General features: G+C 70.1%; 21 protein-coding genes and 2 tRNA genes. 10 read left to right on the forward strand and 13 right to left on the reverse strand.

From position 1 onward, the window contains the following. Positions 1–52 precede the first annotated feature (52 nt). Both QE412_RS02760 and QE412_RS02765 read left to right on the forward strand, forming a co-directional pair. The gene (locus QE412_RS02760) at positions 53–373 is read left to right on the forward strand and encodes a hypothetical protein (protein WP_307479869.1); all 321 of its coding nucleotides are present in this window, start codon (positions 53–55) and stop codon (positions 371–373) included. Continuing rightward, entirely contained in the window at positions 348–941 is a 594-nt protein-coding gene (locus QE412_RS02765) for a hypothetical protein (protein ID WP_307479872.1), read from the forward strand. Before QE412_RS02760 ends, QE412_RS02765 begins: the two co-directional genes overlap by 26 nt. A gap of 38 nt (positions 942–979) precedes the next feature. Here QE412_RS02765 and QE412_RS02770 read toward each other — a convergent pair whose 3' ends face one another. From QE412_RS02770 to QE412_RS02795, 6 genes are all read right to left on the reverse strand, one after another. After that, the gene (locus QE412_RS02770; RefSeq protein ID WP_307486991.1) at positions 980–1,348 is read right to left on the reverse strand and encodes a DUF2017 family protein; all 369 of its coding nucleotides are present in this window, start codon (positions 1,346–1,348) and stop codon (positions 980–982) included. 105 nt (positions 1,349–1,453) lie between these two features. Beyond that, positions 1,454–1,762, reverse strand: coding sequence for an ATP-dependent Clp protease adapter ClpS (clpS, locus tag QE412_RS02775; RefSeq protein ID WP_307479875.1), 309 nt, complete (start codon positions 1,760–1,762; stop codon positions 1,454–1,456). After that, positions 1,753–2,034, reverse strand: coding sequence for a metallopeptidase family protein (locus QE412_RS02780; RefSeq protein ID WP_373426564.1), 282 nt, complete (start codon positions 2,032–2,034; stop codon positions 1,753–1,755). Before QE412_RS02780 ends, clpS begins: the two co-directional genes overlap by 10 nt. 261 nt (positions 2,035–2,295) lie before the next feature. After that, positions 2,296–2,371 (reverse strand) — tRNA-His (locus tag QE412_RS02785). 36 nt (positions 2,372–2,407) lie between these two features. Then, positions 2,408–3,034, reverse strand: coding sequence for an oligoribonuclease (gene orn / locus QE412_RS02790; RefSeq protein ID WP_307479880.1), 627 nt, complete (start codon positions 3,032–3,034; stop codon positions 2,408–2,410). Positions 3,035–3,071: 37 nt separating this feature from the next. Further along, positions 3,072–3,144 (reverse strand) — tRNA-Arg (locus tag QE412_RS02795). 103 nt (positions 3,145–3,247) lie between these two features. On the opposite strand from QE412_RS02795, the gene QE412_RS02800 reads away from it, so the two are divergent. Next, positions 3,248–3,457 (forward strand): methyltransferase, encoded by a 210-nt coding sequence (locus QE412_RS02800; RefSeq protein ID WP_307479882.1) that lies wholly within the window; start codon positions 3,248–3,250, stop codon positions 3,455–3,457. 11 nt (positions 3,458–3,468) lie between these two features. On the opposite strand, the gene yczE is transcribed toward QE412_RS02800, so the two are convergent. Further along, entirely contained in the window at positions 3,469–4,077 is a 609-nt protein-coding gene (gene yczE, locus QE412_RS02805) for a membrane protein YczE (RefSeq protein WP_307479885.1), read from the reverse strand. Positions 4,078–4,138: 61 nt separating this feature from the next. Here yczE and yczR point away from each other — a divergent pair, with 61 nt between their 5' ends. Then, positions 4,139–5,557 carry a MocR-like transcription factor YczR gene (gene yczR, locus QE412_RS02810; protein ID WP_307479888.1) on the forward strand — a complete coding sequence of 473 codons (1,419 nt, stop codon included), beginning with the start codon at positions 4,139–4,141 and terminating at the stop codon, positions 5,555–5,557. A 90-nt stretch (positions 5,558–5,647) separates the two neighbouring features. Here yczR and QE412_RS02815 read toward each other — a convergent pair whose 3' ends face one another. Continuing rightward, positions 5,648–5,905 (reverse strand): hypothetical protein, encoded by a 258-nt coding sequence (locus tag QE412_RS02815; protein WP_307479891.1) that lies wholly within the window; start codon positions 5,903–5,905, stop codon positions 5,648–5,650. A 204-nt stretch (positions 5,906–6,109) separates the two neighbouring features. Here QE412_RS02815 and QE412_RS02820 point away from each other — a divergent pair, with 204 nt between their 5' ends. The 4 genes from QE412_RS02820 (at position 6,110) to QE412_RS02835 (ending at position 9,528) form a co-directional block, all read left to right on the forward strand. Next, positions 6,110–6,646, forward strand: coding sequence for a single-stranded DNA-binding protein (locus QE412_RS02820; RefSeq protein WP_307479896.1), 537 nt, complete (start codon positions 6,110–6,112; stop codon positions 6,644–6,646). 78 nt (positions 6,647–6,724) lie between these two features. Next, complete coding sequence (locus QE412_RS02825; RefSeq protein ID WP_307479899.1) at positions 6,725–7,228, forward strand: DUF6993 domain-containing protein; 504 nt, start codon at positions 6,725–6,727, stop codon at positions 7,226–7,228. Between the two features lie 70 nt (positions 7,229–7,298). Continuing rightward, positions 7,299–8,978: an energy-dependent translational throttle protein EttA gene (gene ettA, locus QE412_RS02830; protein ID WP_077051590.1), complete on the forward strand. Its 1,680-nt coding sequence runs from the start codon at positions 7,299–7,301 to the stop codon at positions 8,976–8,978. A gap of 67 nt (positions 8,979–9,045) precedes the next feature. Next, a complete protein-coding gene (locus QE412_RS02835) occupies positions 9,046–9,528 on the forward strand; it encodes an acyl-CoA thioesterase (protein ID WP_307486994.1) in 483 nt (160 codons plus the stop codon). A gap of 54 nt (positions 9,529–9,582) precedes the next feature. On the opposite strand, the gene QE412_RS02840 is transcribed toward QE412_RS02835, so the two are convergent. Further along, on the reverse strand, positions 9,583–10,452 hold the full coding sequence (locus QE412_RS02840; protein ID WP_307479902.1) for an acyl-CoA thioesterase: 870 nt from the start codon (positions 10,450–10,452) through the stop codon (positions 9,583–9,585). 52 nt (positions 10,453–10,504) lie between these two features. Between QE412_RS02840 and QE412_RS02845 the strand changes: the two genes are divergently transcribed. Beyond that, positions 10,505–11,173: a hypothetical protein gene (locus QE412_RS02845; RefSeq protein ID WP_307479905.1), complete on the forward strand. Its 669-nt coding sequence runs from the start codon at positions 10,505–10,507 to the stop codon at positions 11,171–11,173. 168 nt (positions 11,174–11,341) lie between these two features. Beyond that, positions 11,342–12,187, forward strand: coding sequence for a cation-transporting ATPase (locus QE412_RS02850; RefSeq protein ID WP_307479908.1), 846 nt, complete (start codon positions 11,342–11,344; stop codon positions 12,185–12,187). A gap of 38 nt (positions 12,188–12,225) precedes the next feature. Here QE412_RS02850 and QE412_RS02855 read toward each other — a convergent pair whose 3' ends face one another. The 4 genes from QE412_RS02855 to QE412_RS02870 form a co-directional block, all read right to left on the reverse strand. Next, on the reverse strand, positions 12,226–12,675 hold the full coding sequence (locus QE412_RS02855; protein WP_373426522.1) for a globin: 450 nt from the start codon (positions 12,673–12,675) through the stop codon (positions 12,226–12,228). After that, positions 12,672–13,904 carry a mechanosensitive ion channel family protein gene (locus QE412_RS02860; RefSeq protein WP_307479910.1) on the reverse strand — a complete coding sequence of 411 codons (1,233 nt, stop codon included), beginning with the start codon at positions 13,902–13,904 and terminating at the stop codon, positions 12,672–12,674. Before QE412_RS02860 ends, QE412_RS02855 begins: the two co-directional genes overlap by 4 nt. Positions 13,905–13,972: 68 nt before the next feature. Next, positions 13,973–14,773 carry an ABC transporter permease subunit gene (locus tag QE412_RS02865; RefSeq protein ID WP_307479914.1) on the reverse strand — a complete coding sequence of 267 codons (801 nt, stop codon included), beginning with the start codon at positions 14,771–14,773 and terminating at the stop codon, positions 13,973–13,975. Then, complete coding sequence (locus QE412_RS02870; RefSeq protein WP_307479916.1) at positions 14,770–15,681, reverse strand: ABC transporter ATP-binding protein; 912 nt, start codon at positions 15,679–15,681, stop codon at positions 14,770–14,772. The genes QE412_RS02865 and QE412_RS02870 overlap by 4 nt, the downstream gene beginning before the upstream one ends. Positions 15,682–15,745: the final 64 nt, after the last annotated feature.

A 15,745-nucleotide genomic window follows, 5' to 3' on the forward strand; every position in this document is an offset into this window, starting at 1 on the left:
TCCCGCAACGCAACACCTGGGATGGAGGCTGACGGGCCGGTACGGTGAACACATGCCCAACATCGCTCTGGAACTCGGCAAGCAGTCCACCAGCTTCGGCGTCACCGCCGCTTACGGCGAGCAGCAGGACGTCGACGGCGTGCGCATCGTGCCCGTCGCTCTCGTCTGGGCCGGTTACGGCGGCGGATCCGACGAGCAGGGCAACGGCGGTGGCGGGGGCGGCGGGTACACGCTGCCGCTCGGCGCCTACATCCGCCGTGGCGACGACCTGCGGTTCGACCCGAACCTCGTCTCGCTCCTCGCCGTCGGCATCCCGTTCGTGTGGGTCGCCGGCCGCGCGCTCAGCCGTGTCATCCGCGTCCTCAAGAAGTAACGGCGACCCGATCGACGACGCCCTCGCCGCGGCCACCGCCGCGGTGTCGGCGCTCATCGTCGCGGTCGGAGCAGCCAACCCCGTCGTCGTCCTCGACGGTCGCAGCGGGGCGGGCAAGAGCTCGTTGGCGCGCCGGCTCGTCGCGTCGTGGCCGCTTCGCGGCCGCGTCCAGCTCGTCGCGCTCGACGACATCTATCCCGGCTGGGATGGACTGGACGCGGGTTCGGTGTACGCGCGCGAGACGGTTCTCACCCCGCACGCCAAGGGCGGCGTGGGCGTGTGGGAACGCTGGGACTGGGAACGGGGAGAACGCGCAGAGGCGCACGCCGTCGACCCGTCTCTCCCGCTCGTCATCGAGGGCGCGGGTGCCCTCACCCCCGAGACGGCGCGGTTGGCCGACGTATCGGTGTGGGTCGAGGCGCCGTCACCGTCGCGCAAGCACCGCGCGCTCGACCGCGACGGCGACACCTATCGCCCACATTGGGAGCGCTGGGCGGCGCAGGAGGAGCAGCACCTCGCGGCGCACGATCCCGTCTCCCTCGCGACGATCGTCGTACGCGTGCCCTGAAGACGCGCCCCGGGCCGCCGGGTCGGGGCGAGAGGGCGTCAGCCGCGATCCAGCGCCGCGACGAGTCCATCCAGCCGGTACCCGATCCAGTCGTACACGCCGAAACGAGGATCGTCGGGCTGGTGGTCGTCCTCGGTCTGGATGCCGAGACGCGACGCGAGCACGAGGCGCACCGCCGAGAGGGTCCGCATCCAAGCGAGAGCCTCGCTCTCGCCGAGGGCCACCGAGATCGTGGCATCCGGGTCTGCGTCGGTGTCGCCACCGTCCATGCCGAGCGTCTGCAGCACGACGGCAGCGTCGTCGGATCGGCGCTCGAGCAGATCGTCGGCCGTGAGGCGGCGGAACTCCCGCGTCGCCTCCTCGTCGTCGGGGTACGCGTCCGGCGTCAGCCGGGCGAACCGCGGGATCGTCGTCGCGGCGGCTGCCGGCCAGGACGTCGCGGAACTGTCCCACGATTCCCGCGAGGTGCAGAGCCTCGAGGTGACTCACCTCGAGCACGACGATCTTCTCGTTCACGCGGGTTCCTTCCGGACGGTGGCCCAGAGGCCGAAGTCGTGCATGGCCTGGGTGTGGGCTTCCATCACCTCGCGGGGGCCACGAGCGACCACGGCGTGACCCTCGTGATGCACGGCCAGCATGAGTCGCTCGGCCGTCGCGGCATCGAAGCCGAAGTAGGTGCGGAACACGCGACTGACGTAGCTCATGAGGTTGACGGGATCGTTCCACACCACCGTCTGCCACGACGACGGGGGCTGCGCGGCGAGCCAGGCGTCTTCGACGACATCGAGGTCGGGCGTTGCTGCACCGGCCATCAAGCCCACCCCAACTCGTGCAGACGGTCGTCGTCGATGCCGTAGAAATGGGCGATCTCGTGAACGAGCGTGGTGTGGATCTCGTCGCGGAGCTCGCTTTCGTCGGCACACGCGGCGAGGTGGGGCTCGCGGTACACGATGATGCGGTCGGGCAACTCCCCGGCGCCGTAGCGTTCCCGCTCGGTCAACGCCCAGCCGTCGTACAGTCCGAGCAGGTCGAGCGATCCGTCGTCGGGGCGGTCTTCGACGACGAAGACGACGTTGTCGAGCCCCTCGACCATGTCGTCGGGCAGACGGTCGAGCTCGTCGACGACGAGACGCTCGAACGATTCGGCATCCACGTCGAGAAGGACGCGAGCGGGGGCGTCGTCGTTCACGGCACGCCTCCCGTCATCGCGGTCCGGACAATGGATGCCGCGACACCGGCGGCGTGGTCGATTCTACGGGGGCACCCCCCCGTCGCGGGCCGCCGGTCGAGCGGAGGACGGAGGGGTACCCGGGATGCACGAGAGCCCGGCCGACGGGCCGGGCTCTCGTGATAATGGGGTGGCTAACGGGACTTGAACCCGCGACCCCCGCGACCACAACGCGGTGCTCTACCAACTGAGCTATAGCCACCATGTGCCTGCCGCAGCAGACAACTGAACGATTATGTCATACGTCCAGGGCGAACGACGACACGGCCGAGGCCGACACGGCCTTCGCTTCGTCGCTCGTGGGGCCCGGCTGCGGCACGAAGACCGCGGCGCGGTAGTAGGCGAGCTCGCGGATGGACTCGCGGATATCGGCGAGCGCGCGGTGCCCGCCGTTCTTGGCGGGCGCCTGGAAGTAGGCGCGCGGGTACCACCGACGCGAGAGTTCCTTGATGCTCGACACGTCGACGTTGCGGTAGTGCAACCAGCGGTCGACGCGGGGCATGTACTTCGCGAGGAACATCCGGTCGGTGCCGATCGTGTTGCCCGCGAGCGGGGCCTTGCCCTCGACGGGGGCGAAACGCTGGATGTACTCCAAGGCCTGGAACTCGGCATCTGCGAGGCTCACCCCGTGCGGGATCTCGTCGAGCAGCCCCGACGAGCGGTGCATTTCGGTGACGAACTCGCCCATGTTGGCGATCGCGGAGTCGTCGGGCTTGATCACGATCTGGAAACCGGGGTCGAGCACGTTCAGCTCGAAGTCGGTCACGACGACGGCGATCTCGACGAGTTCGTCGACCGCGAGGTCGAGTCCCGTCATCTCGCAGTCGATCCAGACGAGACGGTCGTTCTCGGAGGCGCCTACCATTCCCACATTCTAGTGAGCGCAGTGCCGGGGCTTCGGGTCCCCCAGACACGATTCGAACGTGTGACCGGCGGATTAGAAGGCCGCTGCTCTATCCACTGAGCTACTGGGGGTCATCGTCCAGGATATCGGCGGCGGCCCCTCGTCCGCACCAGGGCCTGGCGGGGTGGACGGCTCGCGCGTAATCTTCCGGTCACCGAGAGCAAAGGAGCACTCATGTCCGAGACGATCGTGCGACGTCTGTGGGTCGCTTACGGCCCCGTCGGGGTGGTCGGCAAGATCCAGAAGGATGTCGACGGGTACACCGTTCACATGGCCGGGAAGAACGAGCCGCTGGGCGTGTATCCGTCGATGGAGATCGCGAAGAGCGCCCTGCAGACGCACCTGCGGCCCGGCAGCGACCGCCCGCAGTTCCGCGAGCACTGACGCAGGCGCGCTCACACCCGAGCCGGCCGATGCGACGCTCGCGTCGGCTCGGGTGTGGCCAGCAGGGGCAGTGCCACGTGCACGAGCGGACCGATGCCCAGCGCGAACACCACGGTGCCGATGCCGACCGTGCCGCCGAGGAGCCAGCCGAGTACGAGAACGGATCCTTCGACGGTGAGCCGGCAGATCCAGATCGGCCAGCCGAAGCGCGCGTGCATGCCGGTCATGAGTCCGTCCCGGGGGCCGGGGCCGAAGTGTGCGCCGATGTAGAGACCGGATGCGACGGCGACGAGGACCACACCTCCGACGAGCATGGCGGCCTGTAGCCAGAGTGCATCGGGGTGGGGGAGGACCCAGAGCGCGACCTGCATGCTCGTTCCGACGAGCAGGACGTTGGCGATGGTGCCGATGCCGGGTTTCTGACGCAGTGGGATCCACAGCAGCAGCACGGCGAGTCCGACGATGTTCGTGACCCAGCCGACGCCCACGCCCGTGACACGCGAGATGCCCTGCGCGAAGACGGTCCACGGGTCGACGCCGAGCCCGGCGGCGACGGTGAAGGCGCAGCCGACGCCGTAGAGGGCGAGTCCGACAAGGAGGCGGGTGATGCGAGAGGACATGATAAAAGCCAATCATGAGATTGGCTTGATAGAGTAAGTCCAATATCGCTAACGTGGCCTCATGGACTCGAGAATCTCCGCACGCGCACTGGCTGCCGCACTCGGGGGCTGGCGCGGCACGGGGCCGGCGTACGAGTCGCTGGCCGACGGCATACGGTTGCTTTGCCTCGACAACCGGCTGGCGCCGTCGACAGCGTTGCCCGCGGAACGCGAGCTCGCTGCCGCCCTGTCGCTGAGCCGCACGACCGTGGCTGCGGCTTACCGGAGCCTGCGCGAAACAGGCCACATCGAGAGCCTGCGCGGCAGCGGAAGCGTCACTCTTCCCCTCGGCCGGAACGACCCCGGACGCTTCGAGTCCGACGATGCCGTCATCGATCTGCAGCAGGCCAGTCCCGCGGCCTGGCCGGGTCTTCCCGCGGTGATCGCCGAGGTCACCCAGGACGTGCCCGCGCTCGTCGCACGCACGGGTTACGACGTGGTGGGCGACCCTCTCCTGCGCGCAGCGATCGCGGACCGCTACACCCGCCGCGGGCTCGCGACCGACCCCGAGCAGATCCTGGTCACCACCGGCGCGCAGAGCGCCATTCACCTGATCGCCTCGATCCTGCTGAATCGTGCTGACCGGGTGCTCATCGAGACGCCGACGTACCCCCACGCGTCCGATGCCTTCCGCCGCATCGGCGCCCGTCTGGTGGGTGTCCCCGTCGACGTGGAAGACGGGTGGGACCTCGAGCGGGCTGCCCAGACGTTCGCGCGTGCCCTGCCGACCTTGGGCTACCTCATGCCCGATTTTCACAATCCGACGGGTCGCACCATGACCGATGCCGAGACCGCGGCATTCGTCGATGGCGCCCGCGCGGTGGGGACGACGCTCGTGCTCGATGAGACCACGGCCGAATTGGACATCGATCGTCGGGGGCCGGCGGCACCGTTCCCCGACGACGAGCACATCATCCGGGTGGCATCGCTGGGCAAGACGGTGTGGGGCGGCCTCCGGGTCGGGTGGATCCGCGCGGTCCCCGACGTGGTGCGCCGCCTCGCGAGCGGGCGACCGGTGCACGACCTCGGAACCCCCGAACTCGAACAGGCCATCGCGGCTCGCCTCGTACCGCGACTGGACGAGATCGCCGCCCAGCGCGGAGATCTGCTGCGCGCGGGGCGGAACAGTCTCGTCTCGGCGCTGCGGCGGTCATTCCCGGAGTGGGAGGTGCCGGAACCCCGCGGAGGCGTCTCGCTGTGGGTCGGCCTCGGCGCGCCGCTGAGCACACCGCTCGTCATGAACGCGCGGGCGCGGGGCCTCGCGCTGTCGGCGGGCTCGCGCTTCGCCGTCGACGGCGGACACGATCGTCGGCTGCGCGTGCCGTTCACGGCGGCCCCGAGTACCCTCGAGCGGGCCGCGGACATTCTGCGCGCGGCGTGGGCTGACGTGCGGGGCGGCAGATCGGTCGACGCGCGCGTGGAACTGTCGACGGTGGTGTGAGTCGTCGCCGGACGCCCAGGGCGAAGCCGCGTCGGGCGTTCGGTGGACCCCGCCCGAGCGCGACCGCCGCGAGCGCCGGGCGGGAAGTCGTCAGCGGCTGTACCGCAGGCACTCGAAGGCCTCGTTCGACGACCAGAACTCGCCCAAGCGACGGAAATGTCCCGACGCCGCATGAAATCGCTCGGCGGCGTACCGGTAGCCCCCCTCGGCGGCGACGGCCCGGATGTGCCCCACGACGATGCCGCGAGGGTCGGCGATGCGCCACAGGCCCGCGGCGACGTGCGTCGCGGCTCCCCACCCGGCCGGACGCGGTGCCGGGGCGAGGTCGTTCCACAGTGCGGTGCTCATGACGGCGACGGTACGCCGAACCTCCGACATCGAGCCGTTCGCGAGATCGCGCCCATCCTCCCCACGTCGACGGTTGCTCGATTCCTCCACGGATGCGGGTCACGCGACAGCGGGACCGCCGCTCGCACCGTCATCCTGGGCGGGCTCCGGCATCCGTCGGGCACACGGATGCCGGAGCGCACATCCGAGCGAGAGGACAACATCATGAGCGACCACATCACCATCGTGGGCAACATCGTCGGCGACCTGGAGCAGCGCTCGACGCGCGGCGGGGGACCGGTGGCGGCCTTCCGACTCGCCGTCGGCGAACGACGGCTCGACCGCGAGCGCGGCGAATGGGTCGACGGGCACACCAATTTCTATGCCGTATCGGTCTTCGGCGAGCTGGGCGCGAACGCATTGCGCTCCTTCCGCAAAGGAGAGCGGGTGATCGTGAGCGGTCGGCTGCGCCTGCGCGAATGGGAGGCCGAGAACCGCCGCGGTGTGAGCGCCGACGTGACGGCCGATGCCGTCGGCCACGACGTGAGGTGGGGGATCACCCGCTTCGTTCGTATTCCCCGCCCGGAGGAGGCGGAGGCGACCGCGCGCGACGAGTCGGGAACCGCTGCGCATCCCCCCGCCGCACGTGATGCCGACGGGTGGGCCGTCCCCGGTGCGTCCGGCGCGGCAGGCGGGGCCGAGCGGGTGCCCGAGGCCGGGGATGCTCCCGCGCCCGGAGAGCCGGTCGAGACGCCGTTCTGACCGTCACCGGCACGAGCAGTGCGGCCTCCCCGGGGAGAGGGCGGGGCTTGCTCCGGCGGCGTCCGTACAATCGATGGCGTGTCTCGTCTCACCGGTCGCTCCCTCGCAGCCCTGTCCGTGCTGGCCGTGCTGGGCTTGGCGGGGTGTGTCGCTACCCCCGTGGAGCGGGCACCGTCTGCCTCTGCCGGCTCCGCCTCCGCCGCCCCCACGGCCGACGCCGGTGCCACCGCGAGCGCCACGCCGATGGCGCCGGCGTTCGTTTCGAACGGGACGGCGTCGCAGAATCTGCCGTTCTTCACCAGCGTGGTCGGGACGGTCTGGTCGGGCCCCGACCAGGTCGCCGGACGCGCCTACATCGACGCCCTCGTCTCGGCCGGGTTCGACAAGGCGGCGATGCAGGTGACCCCCGACCAGAGCACCGTCGGCAACGCGGCGGAGAGCATCGAGTTCTCTGTCCGAATGGGCGACGAGTGCCTCGTCGGACAGGTCGGGCCGTCGATCGGTGCGCCGGTGACCGCGGTGCTGCCCGGTCTGTCGGCGGGCGGCTGCCTGATCGGTCAGACACGCGCGATCGACTGGTGACCCACGACGGCTGCCGCCCGTGCGCGCAGCCGTCGGTGACGACGCACTCCGCCCTTAGACTGGAGGGGTTATGGCGGAATACATCTACTCCATGGTCCGCGCCCGCAAGGCTGTGGGCGACAAGCTGATCCTCGACGACGTCACGATGTCGTTCCTCCCGGGTGCCAAGATCGGCATGGTCGGGCCGAACGGTGCGGGTAAGTCGACGATCCTGAAGATCATGGCCGGGCTCGACACCCCGTCCAACGGAGAGGCACGGCTGAGCCCGGGCTTCACCGTCGGCATCCTCATGCAGGAGCCGGAGCTCGACGAGAGCAAGACCGTGCTGGAGAACATCCAGGACGGCGTGGCCATCAAGCCAAAGCTCGACCGGTTCAACGAGATCTCCGCCCTCATGGCCGACCCCGACGCCGATTTCGACGCGCTGCTGGCCGAGATGGGCACACTGCAAGAAGAGATCGACGCCGCCGACGGCTGGGACCTCGACTCCCAGCTCGAGCAGGCGATGGACGCGTTGCGCACCCCGCCCGCCGACGCTTCCGTCGTGCCGCTGTCCGGAGGTGAGCGCCGTCGCGTCGCCCTCGCGAAACTCCTGCTGCAGAAGCCCGATCTGCTCCTGCTCGACGAGCCCACCAACCACCTCGACGCCGAAAGCGTGCTGTGGCTCGAGCAGCACCTCAAGGCCTACAAGGGCGCGGTCATCGCCATCACCCACGACCGGTACTTCCTCGACAACGTCGCGGAGTGGATCGCCGAGGTCGACCGCGGTCACCTGTACCCCTACGAGGGCAACTACTCCACCTACCTCGACAAGAAGGCCCAGCGCCTCGACGTCCAGGGCAAGAAAGACGCCAAGCTCGCCAAGCGCCTGAAGGAAGAGCTCGAGTGGGTCCGCTCCAACGCCAAGGGTCGTCAGGTCAAGTCCAAGGCCCGCCTCGCGCGGTACGAGGAGATGGCAGCTGAGGCGGAGCGTACGCGGAAGCTCGACTTCGATGAGATCCAGATCCCCGCGGGTCCGCGCCTGGGCAGCATCGTCATCGACGCCAAGAAGCTCGAGAAGCGCTTCGGCGACCGGTCGCTCATCAGCAACCTCAGCTTCAACCTGCCCCCGAACGGCATCGTCGGTGTCATCGGCCCCAACGGTGTCGGAAAGACGACGTTGTTCAAGACGATCGTCGGCCTCGAGCCCCTCGACGGCGGCACGCTCAAGATGGGCGAGACCGTCAAGATCAGCTACGTCGACCAGTCGCGCGCCAACATCGACCCCGAGAAGACGCTGTGGGAGGTCGTCTCCGACGGTCTCGACATCATCACGGTCGGCAAGACCGAGATCCCCTCCCGCGCGTACGTGTCGAAGTTCGGTTTCAAGGGCCCGGACCAGCAGAAGAAGGCCGGAGTGCTCTCCGGCGGTGAGCGCAACCGCCTGAACCTCGCGCTCACCCTCAAAGAGGGCGGCAACCTGCTGCTGCTCGACGAGCCCACGAACGACCTCGACGTCGAGACGCTGAGCTCGCTCGAGAACGCGCTGCTGGAGTTCCCCGGCTGCGCCGTGGTCATCACGCACGACCGGTGGTTCCTCGACCGTATCGCCACGCACATCCTCGCGTACGAGGGCACCGAGGAGCATCCCGACCAGTGGCACTGGTTCGAGGGCAACTTCGAGGCCTACGAGGCGAACAAGATCGAGCGTCTGGGCGCCGACGCCGCGAACCCCTCGCGCTCGACCTACCGCAAGCTGACGCGTGACTGACGCCTCCGCCGCGCCGCACGGCGCGGCATCCCCCGACGAGGGCCCGGACGCCTCCGGGCCCTCGCGGGTGCACGTGCCCATCCATCTGCGATGGGGCGACCTCGACGCGCTCGGGCACGTGAACAACACGTCGATGTTGAAGTTGCTCGAGGAGGCGCGGCTGCGCGCCTTCTGGCACAGCGACGGCGAGGGCGAGCCTCTGCCGACCGCCGTCTTCGACATGGACGTGCTCGACAGCGGAGGCGAGCGCGCGACGCTCATCGCCCGCCAGGAGATCGAGTACCTCCGCCCGACGCCCTACAGCCAGCGACCGCTCGACGTGCGCATGTGGATCGGTGCGATGGGCGGATCCAGCGCCGATATCTGCTTCGAGGTCTTCAGCCCCGTCGGCGACGCCGAGCCCGTGCTCTATGCGCGCGCCACCGCCGTGGTCGTCCTCGTCGACACCGCGAGCGGGCGCCCGATCCGGTGGACCGAGCGCGAGCGAACAGCCTGGGCGCCCTACGTCGGCGACCCGATCGAGTACCGACGGCGTCCCGGCCGCACCTGAGACCACCGCGACACCGTCCGTGCGGATGCCGCGGGGCCCGGCATCCGGGATCCGTCAGTCGTGCGGCACCCGCACCATGACCTCTTGGGCGACGCTGGCCGCGAGCACCCCGTCACGGGTGTACATGCGCCCGGTCGACAGCCCACGCCCGCCGCGGGCCGTGGGGGACTCCTGCACGTACAGGAGCCAATCGTCGACGCGGGCCGGGCGGTGCCACCACATCGCGTGGTCGAGGCTGGCCACTTTGAGTCCGGGCGTGCTCCAGGGGACGCCGTGGCCGCGCAGGATCGGCTCCTGAACGGTGAGGTCGCTCAAATACGCCAGTGCGGCGCGGTGCACGGCGGGATCGTCGGGCAGGGGGCGTCGCACCCGCATCCAGACGGCTTGGCGCGGCTCGTGCGGACCCTCCACCGAGGTGTAGACCGGCGAGGGCACGTGCAGCACATCGACGGGCCGCTCCGAGAACAGGCGTCGGCTCACCGGGTGGAGACCCTCGGGGTCGAAGGGCGTCAGCTCCTCGGGCTGCGGGATTGCCTCGGGCAGGGGCTCCGCGTGCTCGAGTCCCGGGTCGTCGTCTTGGAATGACGCGATCATCGAGAAGATCGGAACCCCGGCCTGGAAGGCCTGCGTACGCCGGGTCGAGAACGAGCGGCCGTCGTGGATACGGTCGACCGAGAACGTGATCGCGGCAGAGGGGTCGCCCGGTCGCAGAAAGTAGCCGTGCATGGAATGCACCGCGCGCTCGGGCGGGAGCGTGCGCGAAGCTGCGACGACCGACTGGGCGAGCACCTGGCCGCCGTACACGCGGCCGGACGGCATGGCCTGCGAGACCCCGGTGAAGATGTCTTCGGTGGTGCGTGCGCCCACGTCGCGCAGGTCGAGCACCGCCAGCAGTGAGGCCACCGGATCGAGGTCGTCGGTCACATCGGTCCCCTTCCGGCGCGGAGGACACGCACCACTTGATAGTTTAGGGCGGGTGTCCGCGCGCCTGTTGTTCCCCGACCCGCAGGCGGCAGCCGACCTGCTCACCTTCGCCTCCCGGGCGATCCGACTCGGCGACGGAACCGTGCGCGTGCGTGCGCAGGCCGGCGTCCTGGTGACCACCGCGGCCCCCTTGGCCCCGCGTGGACTCTTCGACGCCACACCGACGATCCTGGGTCTGCGCGTGTCGGCGATCGACCCTGAGCTGGAATGCGACCTCGTCATCGACGCGTCGTCGTTACTGCCCGCCCCCGATGACGCCGCCGCCGTCGTGCTCCCCGAGACGGCGACGTCACCCGCCTGGGCGGGGATCTCGCCGCCGCGAAGCGGCTGGGAGCAGACGGATGCCATCGACGCGGCCGTCCTGGCCTCCCGCGCGCAGTACGGTGTCGCCGCCGTCGCCGACGCTCTCCCGGCCGATGCGGGGGAGGACGTCGTGCGGGTCGTTCGAGCCCAGGTGTGGGGCCAGCCCGACGACGCCCTGGGGGGCCTGCCCCTCGGCACCGCCTTCGCGGCCTTCGCCCTCGGCTTCATCGCGGGGAGCGAGATGGCCCCGGTCCGAACGAGCGGCGCGTGGACGCGCGTGACGCTGGCGAGGGGTCACGTCCTCGTGCGCGGGCCGGTGCGCACCGGCCTCACCGCCGTGCGGGCGACCCGGGGGTGATCCAGCGAACGCAGAGGTGCGCGTCCTATGCTGGCGGCAGCAAGGGGAGTACTCCCGTCGCGATGCATCCGTCATCACGAGGCCACCGCTGGTCTCCGGGTGCATCGGCCCCCGGGCGGAGGAGACCTTGACGTCGCAGCCGTGCGCTGCCCGTCGAGAGGTCCTTCTATGGTTTCGTTCTCCCGTCTGTTCGATATGGCATCCAAGGCTGTCGACAAAGCGTCGTCGTCCGCTGGCTCGTCGTCACGTACCGGGGCCGCGGGTGGCCGCGACTGGCGGCAGGTGGTCCGCACGGCGGCCGATGCCGTCACGGGCGACCGACGCAGCGACGCCCCGTCCGCGTCCCGAGCGACATCGCACCCGACCGGCGCTGCCGCCGCGCGCTTCGTGCCTCCCGTCTCGACCGGAGCGTCCGCGCCGCTGTCACGCGATGATCGCGCGGCCATCGCCCGCTACGACTACCTTCTGCGCACGGCCGATCCCGACCGCATCGAGCAGATGCACCGCGAGGCGTTCGCCCGTTTGACACCCGAACAGCGCGCTCACGTGCGCGCCCGCATGGATGCCGATCTGCCGCCGCACGAGCGGTCCCGCACCGACGCTGCCGACGACCTGGCCCGCACGGTCGCCCGTGCCGAGGCGACGCAGCCGGGTCGCCTGTCGCGCATGCTCGCTCGCGCGGGCCGCGGCGGGATGATCGGCGCGGGCGTGGCCGGGGCGGGCGGCCTGCTCGCCGCCGTCGCCGGCGGAGTCGTCGTCAGCGCGGCGGCCGGTCCGCTCCTGGCGCAGGCGGTCAGTCTCGGCGTCGACTTCGAGGCACTCGCCACCGGCGTCGACCTGGATGCCCTGGCATCCGGCGTGCCGCTCGAGGCTCTGGCATCCGGAGCCGACGTCGACGGATGGGTCGGGGGTGCGCACGATGCGGTGTCGGGTCTCGGCGAGCAGGTCAGCGGGTTCGGCGAGAGGCTGTCGAACCTCGATATCCCCGGGTTCGGCGACTTCCTCGCTCGCTGAGTCGCGCGGATGCCGGACGGCGGTGACTCCGCGTGTCGTCAGTGGGCCGCGCGCACGGGGAGTCCCGTGTCGGGGCGACCCTGCTGTTGCGGTCCGATGCCGCCGGGCTCGAAGGTGTTGACCATCGCGTAGGCCGCGCGTTCGAGGTAGTCCCAGAGGGGCGCCTCGAACGCCGGCGGCAGCGCGATCTCGTCGACGGCGGCACGCATGTGCCGCAGCCACCTGTCGCGCGCATCGGGGTCGACGTGGAAGGGCATGTGGCGCATCCGCAGACGCGGGTGACCGCGGGTCTCGCCATAGGTGCTCGGGCCACCCCAGTACTGCGCGAGGAAGAGCGTCAGCCGCTCGGCCGCGGGGCCGAGGTCCTCCTCCGGATACATCGGTTTCAAGACCTCGTCGGAGGCGACCCCGCGATAGAACGCGTCGACGAGCCGGCGGAAGGTGTCCATGCCGCCGACCTGGTCGTAGAAGCTGATCGGCTCGGTCACTTCGCGTCTCCCTCGTCGGCGCGGACGGCCGGGGGCGTGGGCTTGGGTACATCGGCGCCGGGGTCAGCGGGGAGATCGACCACGGCGGTCGGGGTGTCGTCGCGCACGGTTTTCTTCTTCTTGACGCGCGGCGGCGCCTCGGCGACGGCGGCGTCGTCGGCCCCGGTCGCCTTACGCCGTCGCGGGCGCCACACCGGCCGCTCGGGCGCCGTGGGGACCGGGGTCTCCTTGGTCTTCGGCGGGTGTGCACCCCGCACGCTCTGCGCGCCCTCGGCGCCCGTGAGCACGATCGAGTTCAGCTGCGGGAGCGCGATGCCCATCGCATCGATGGCCTTCTTCAACCGCGCCCGCAACTCTCGCGCCACGTCGTCCTTGGCGCTGGAGCGGGTCTTGATGACGAGCCGGATGACGAGAGCGTCGCCGCTGATCGACTCCAGGCCCCAGATCTCGGGCTGCTCGATGATCCGCGAGCGCCACTTCGGTTCTTTCGACAGCGTCTTCGCCGCGGTGAGCATGGCCGCTTCGACGTCGTCGATGTCGGCATCCGTCGGCACGGCGAGGTCGATGATGACGCGGGACCAGCCCTGCGACATGTTGCCGATCCGGGTGATCTCGCCGTTGCGCACGTACCAGAGCGTGCCGTTGACGTCGCGCACGTGGGTGATGCGGACGCTCACGAACTCGACGATGCCGGTGGCCAGGCCCAGGTCGACGACGTCGCCGATGCCGACCTGGTCCTCCGCGACGATGAAGATCCCGTTCAGCACGTCCTTCACGATGTTCTGCGCGCCGAAGCCGAGACCGGCGCCGATGGCCGCGGTCAGCAGGGTCAGCGAAGCCAACGCGTTCGGAGCGACGATGCTGGCGATCCAGACCAGGGCGACGATGACCAGCACGACGTTGACGATGTTCTGCAGGATCGTCCCGAGCGTGCGCGTGCGTTGCACCAGACGGACCGCGCTGAGCGGCGACCGGTCCAGAGCCTGCGTGTCGTCGACGCGGGCTTTGACCTTCGCCCCGTTGACGATGCGGTCGACGACGCGGCGGATGATGACGCGGAGAAGCCACGCGGCGACGGCGACACCGACGATGATTCCGACGATGCGCAGGATCACCCCGCCGAAGTCGAGCGCCTGCCCGCCGAGCCACGCCCAGAAGTCCAGGCTCGTGACGTCGGGGGGCGCGGTCGATGACGGGGACGGCTCGGGGTTCGCGGCGAGAACAGACATCCTCTCCAGCGTAACGACGGATGCCTCGGCGCCGGCTGGGCGTCGAGGCATCCGTTGCGGAAATCGGGTCAGGCGTCCCGCGCGCGCAGAGCGACCCATCCCAGCACGAGGGGGGCGAGGGCCCACGCGGCCAGCGTGATGCCGCCCGTGGCGAGCTCGTCACCGCCGGGCGCCGTGAGCAGCGCCGCCGCGTTGACCGGAAGGTACTTCGCCCCGTCGACGAGCCACTGCCAGCTGGGCCCGCCGAACGAGAACAGGCTGAACACGATGGGCAGCACGAACAGCACGCCGACCGTCGCCGCGATCGCCCCGGCACCGCTGCGGATGAGGAAGCCGAAGCCCAGACCGATGAGCGTGAAGGCGGCCATCGAGACCACGCCGAGCACGAGCGGCACGAGCGACTGCGCCGGGTCCGACCAGTCGAAGCCGCTGGTGAGCAGGGGAGCGGTCACCGCGATCGCCACGGCGTAGATGACCACGGTCGTCGCCGCCATCACGAGCGCTACGACGACGGCCTTCGCCAGCAGTACCGCGCCGCGGCGGGGCTCGGCCGTGAGCGTGGACCGGATCATCCCCGTGGAGTACTCCCCGGTGATCACGATCGCCCCGAGGATGCCGGCGACGAGCATGGTGAACTGCGTCGGCGAGACGATGACGTTTGCGGCGGGGAAGCTGCCCCCGAAGTCACGTGAGGCTGCGGCGATCAGCAGCGAGATGCCGATCGAGAGGGCGGCGGTGACGCCCAGCGACCACCACGTCGAGTGCAGGGTGAGGATCTTGACGAACTCGCTCTTCAACAGGTGGGCGAAGCTCAGGCGGAAGGCGGGAGCGTGCGTGGCGCGGCGCGGCGCCGCAGCGACGGCGGTCATGCGATCTCCTTGGTCTTGTACTCGACGGAGTCGTCGGTGAGGGCGAGGTAGGCGTCTTCGAGCGAGCCGGCCTTCGGCGTGAGCTCGTACAGGGGGATGCCGTTCGCGGCGGCGAGATCGCCGATGGTCTCGGCGGTGACGCCGGTGATCTGCACGGCGCCGGGTTCGAGCACCGAGACCGTGGCATCCGGGATGCGCAGCGACGACACGAGCTCGTCGAGGCGAGGGGAGCGCACGAGGAGGGTCGTCGATGTCCATGTGCTCACGAGCTCGGGCAGCGGGGCATCGGCGAGCACGCGTCCGCGACCGAGCACGATGACGTGGTCTGCCGTCTGCGCCATCTCGCTCATCAGGTGGCTCGAGAGCAGGACCGTGCGGCCTTCGCTCGCGAGGTGTCGCACGAACTGTCGCACCCAGCGCACGCCCTCGGGGTCGAGGCCGTTCACCGGCTCATCGAGGATGAGCGTGTGCGGGTCGCCGAGGAGCGCCGCGGCGATACCGAGGCGCTGTCCCATGCCGAGCGAGAACCCGCCCGCGCGCTTGCCCGCGACCGAACCGATGCCCGTCAGCTCGATCACCTCGTCGACGCGGGCGCGACCGATGCCGTGTGTCGCCGCCATCGCCCGCAGATGGTTGCGGGCGGAGCGTCCGGTGTGGACGGCCTTGGCGTCGAGGAGCACGCCGACCTCGGTGAGGGGCGAGCGCAGGCGCCGGTAGTCCTGGCCGCTCACCGTCACCTGGCCGCTCGAGGGGCGGTCGAGCCCGACGATCATGCGCATGGTGGTGGATTTGCCCGCGCCGTTCGGGCCGAGGAAGCCGGTCACCCGTCCGGGCGCCACGGTGAACGAGACGTCGTCGACGGCAGTCTTGTCGCCGTATCGCTTGGTGAGGTGTTGTGCAACGATCATGGCTTCACGCTACGAACACCGCCCGGGGTGCGGCATCCTCCCAGCGGATGACATCTCGCGACCG

The organism is Microbacterium trichothecenolyticum, from assembly GCF_030818955.1.
In the GTDB taxonomy this organism is placed as follows: domain Bacteria; phylum Actinomycetota; class Actinomycetes; order Actinomycetales; family Microbacteriaceae; genus Microbacterium; species Microbacterium trichothecenolyticum_B.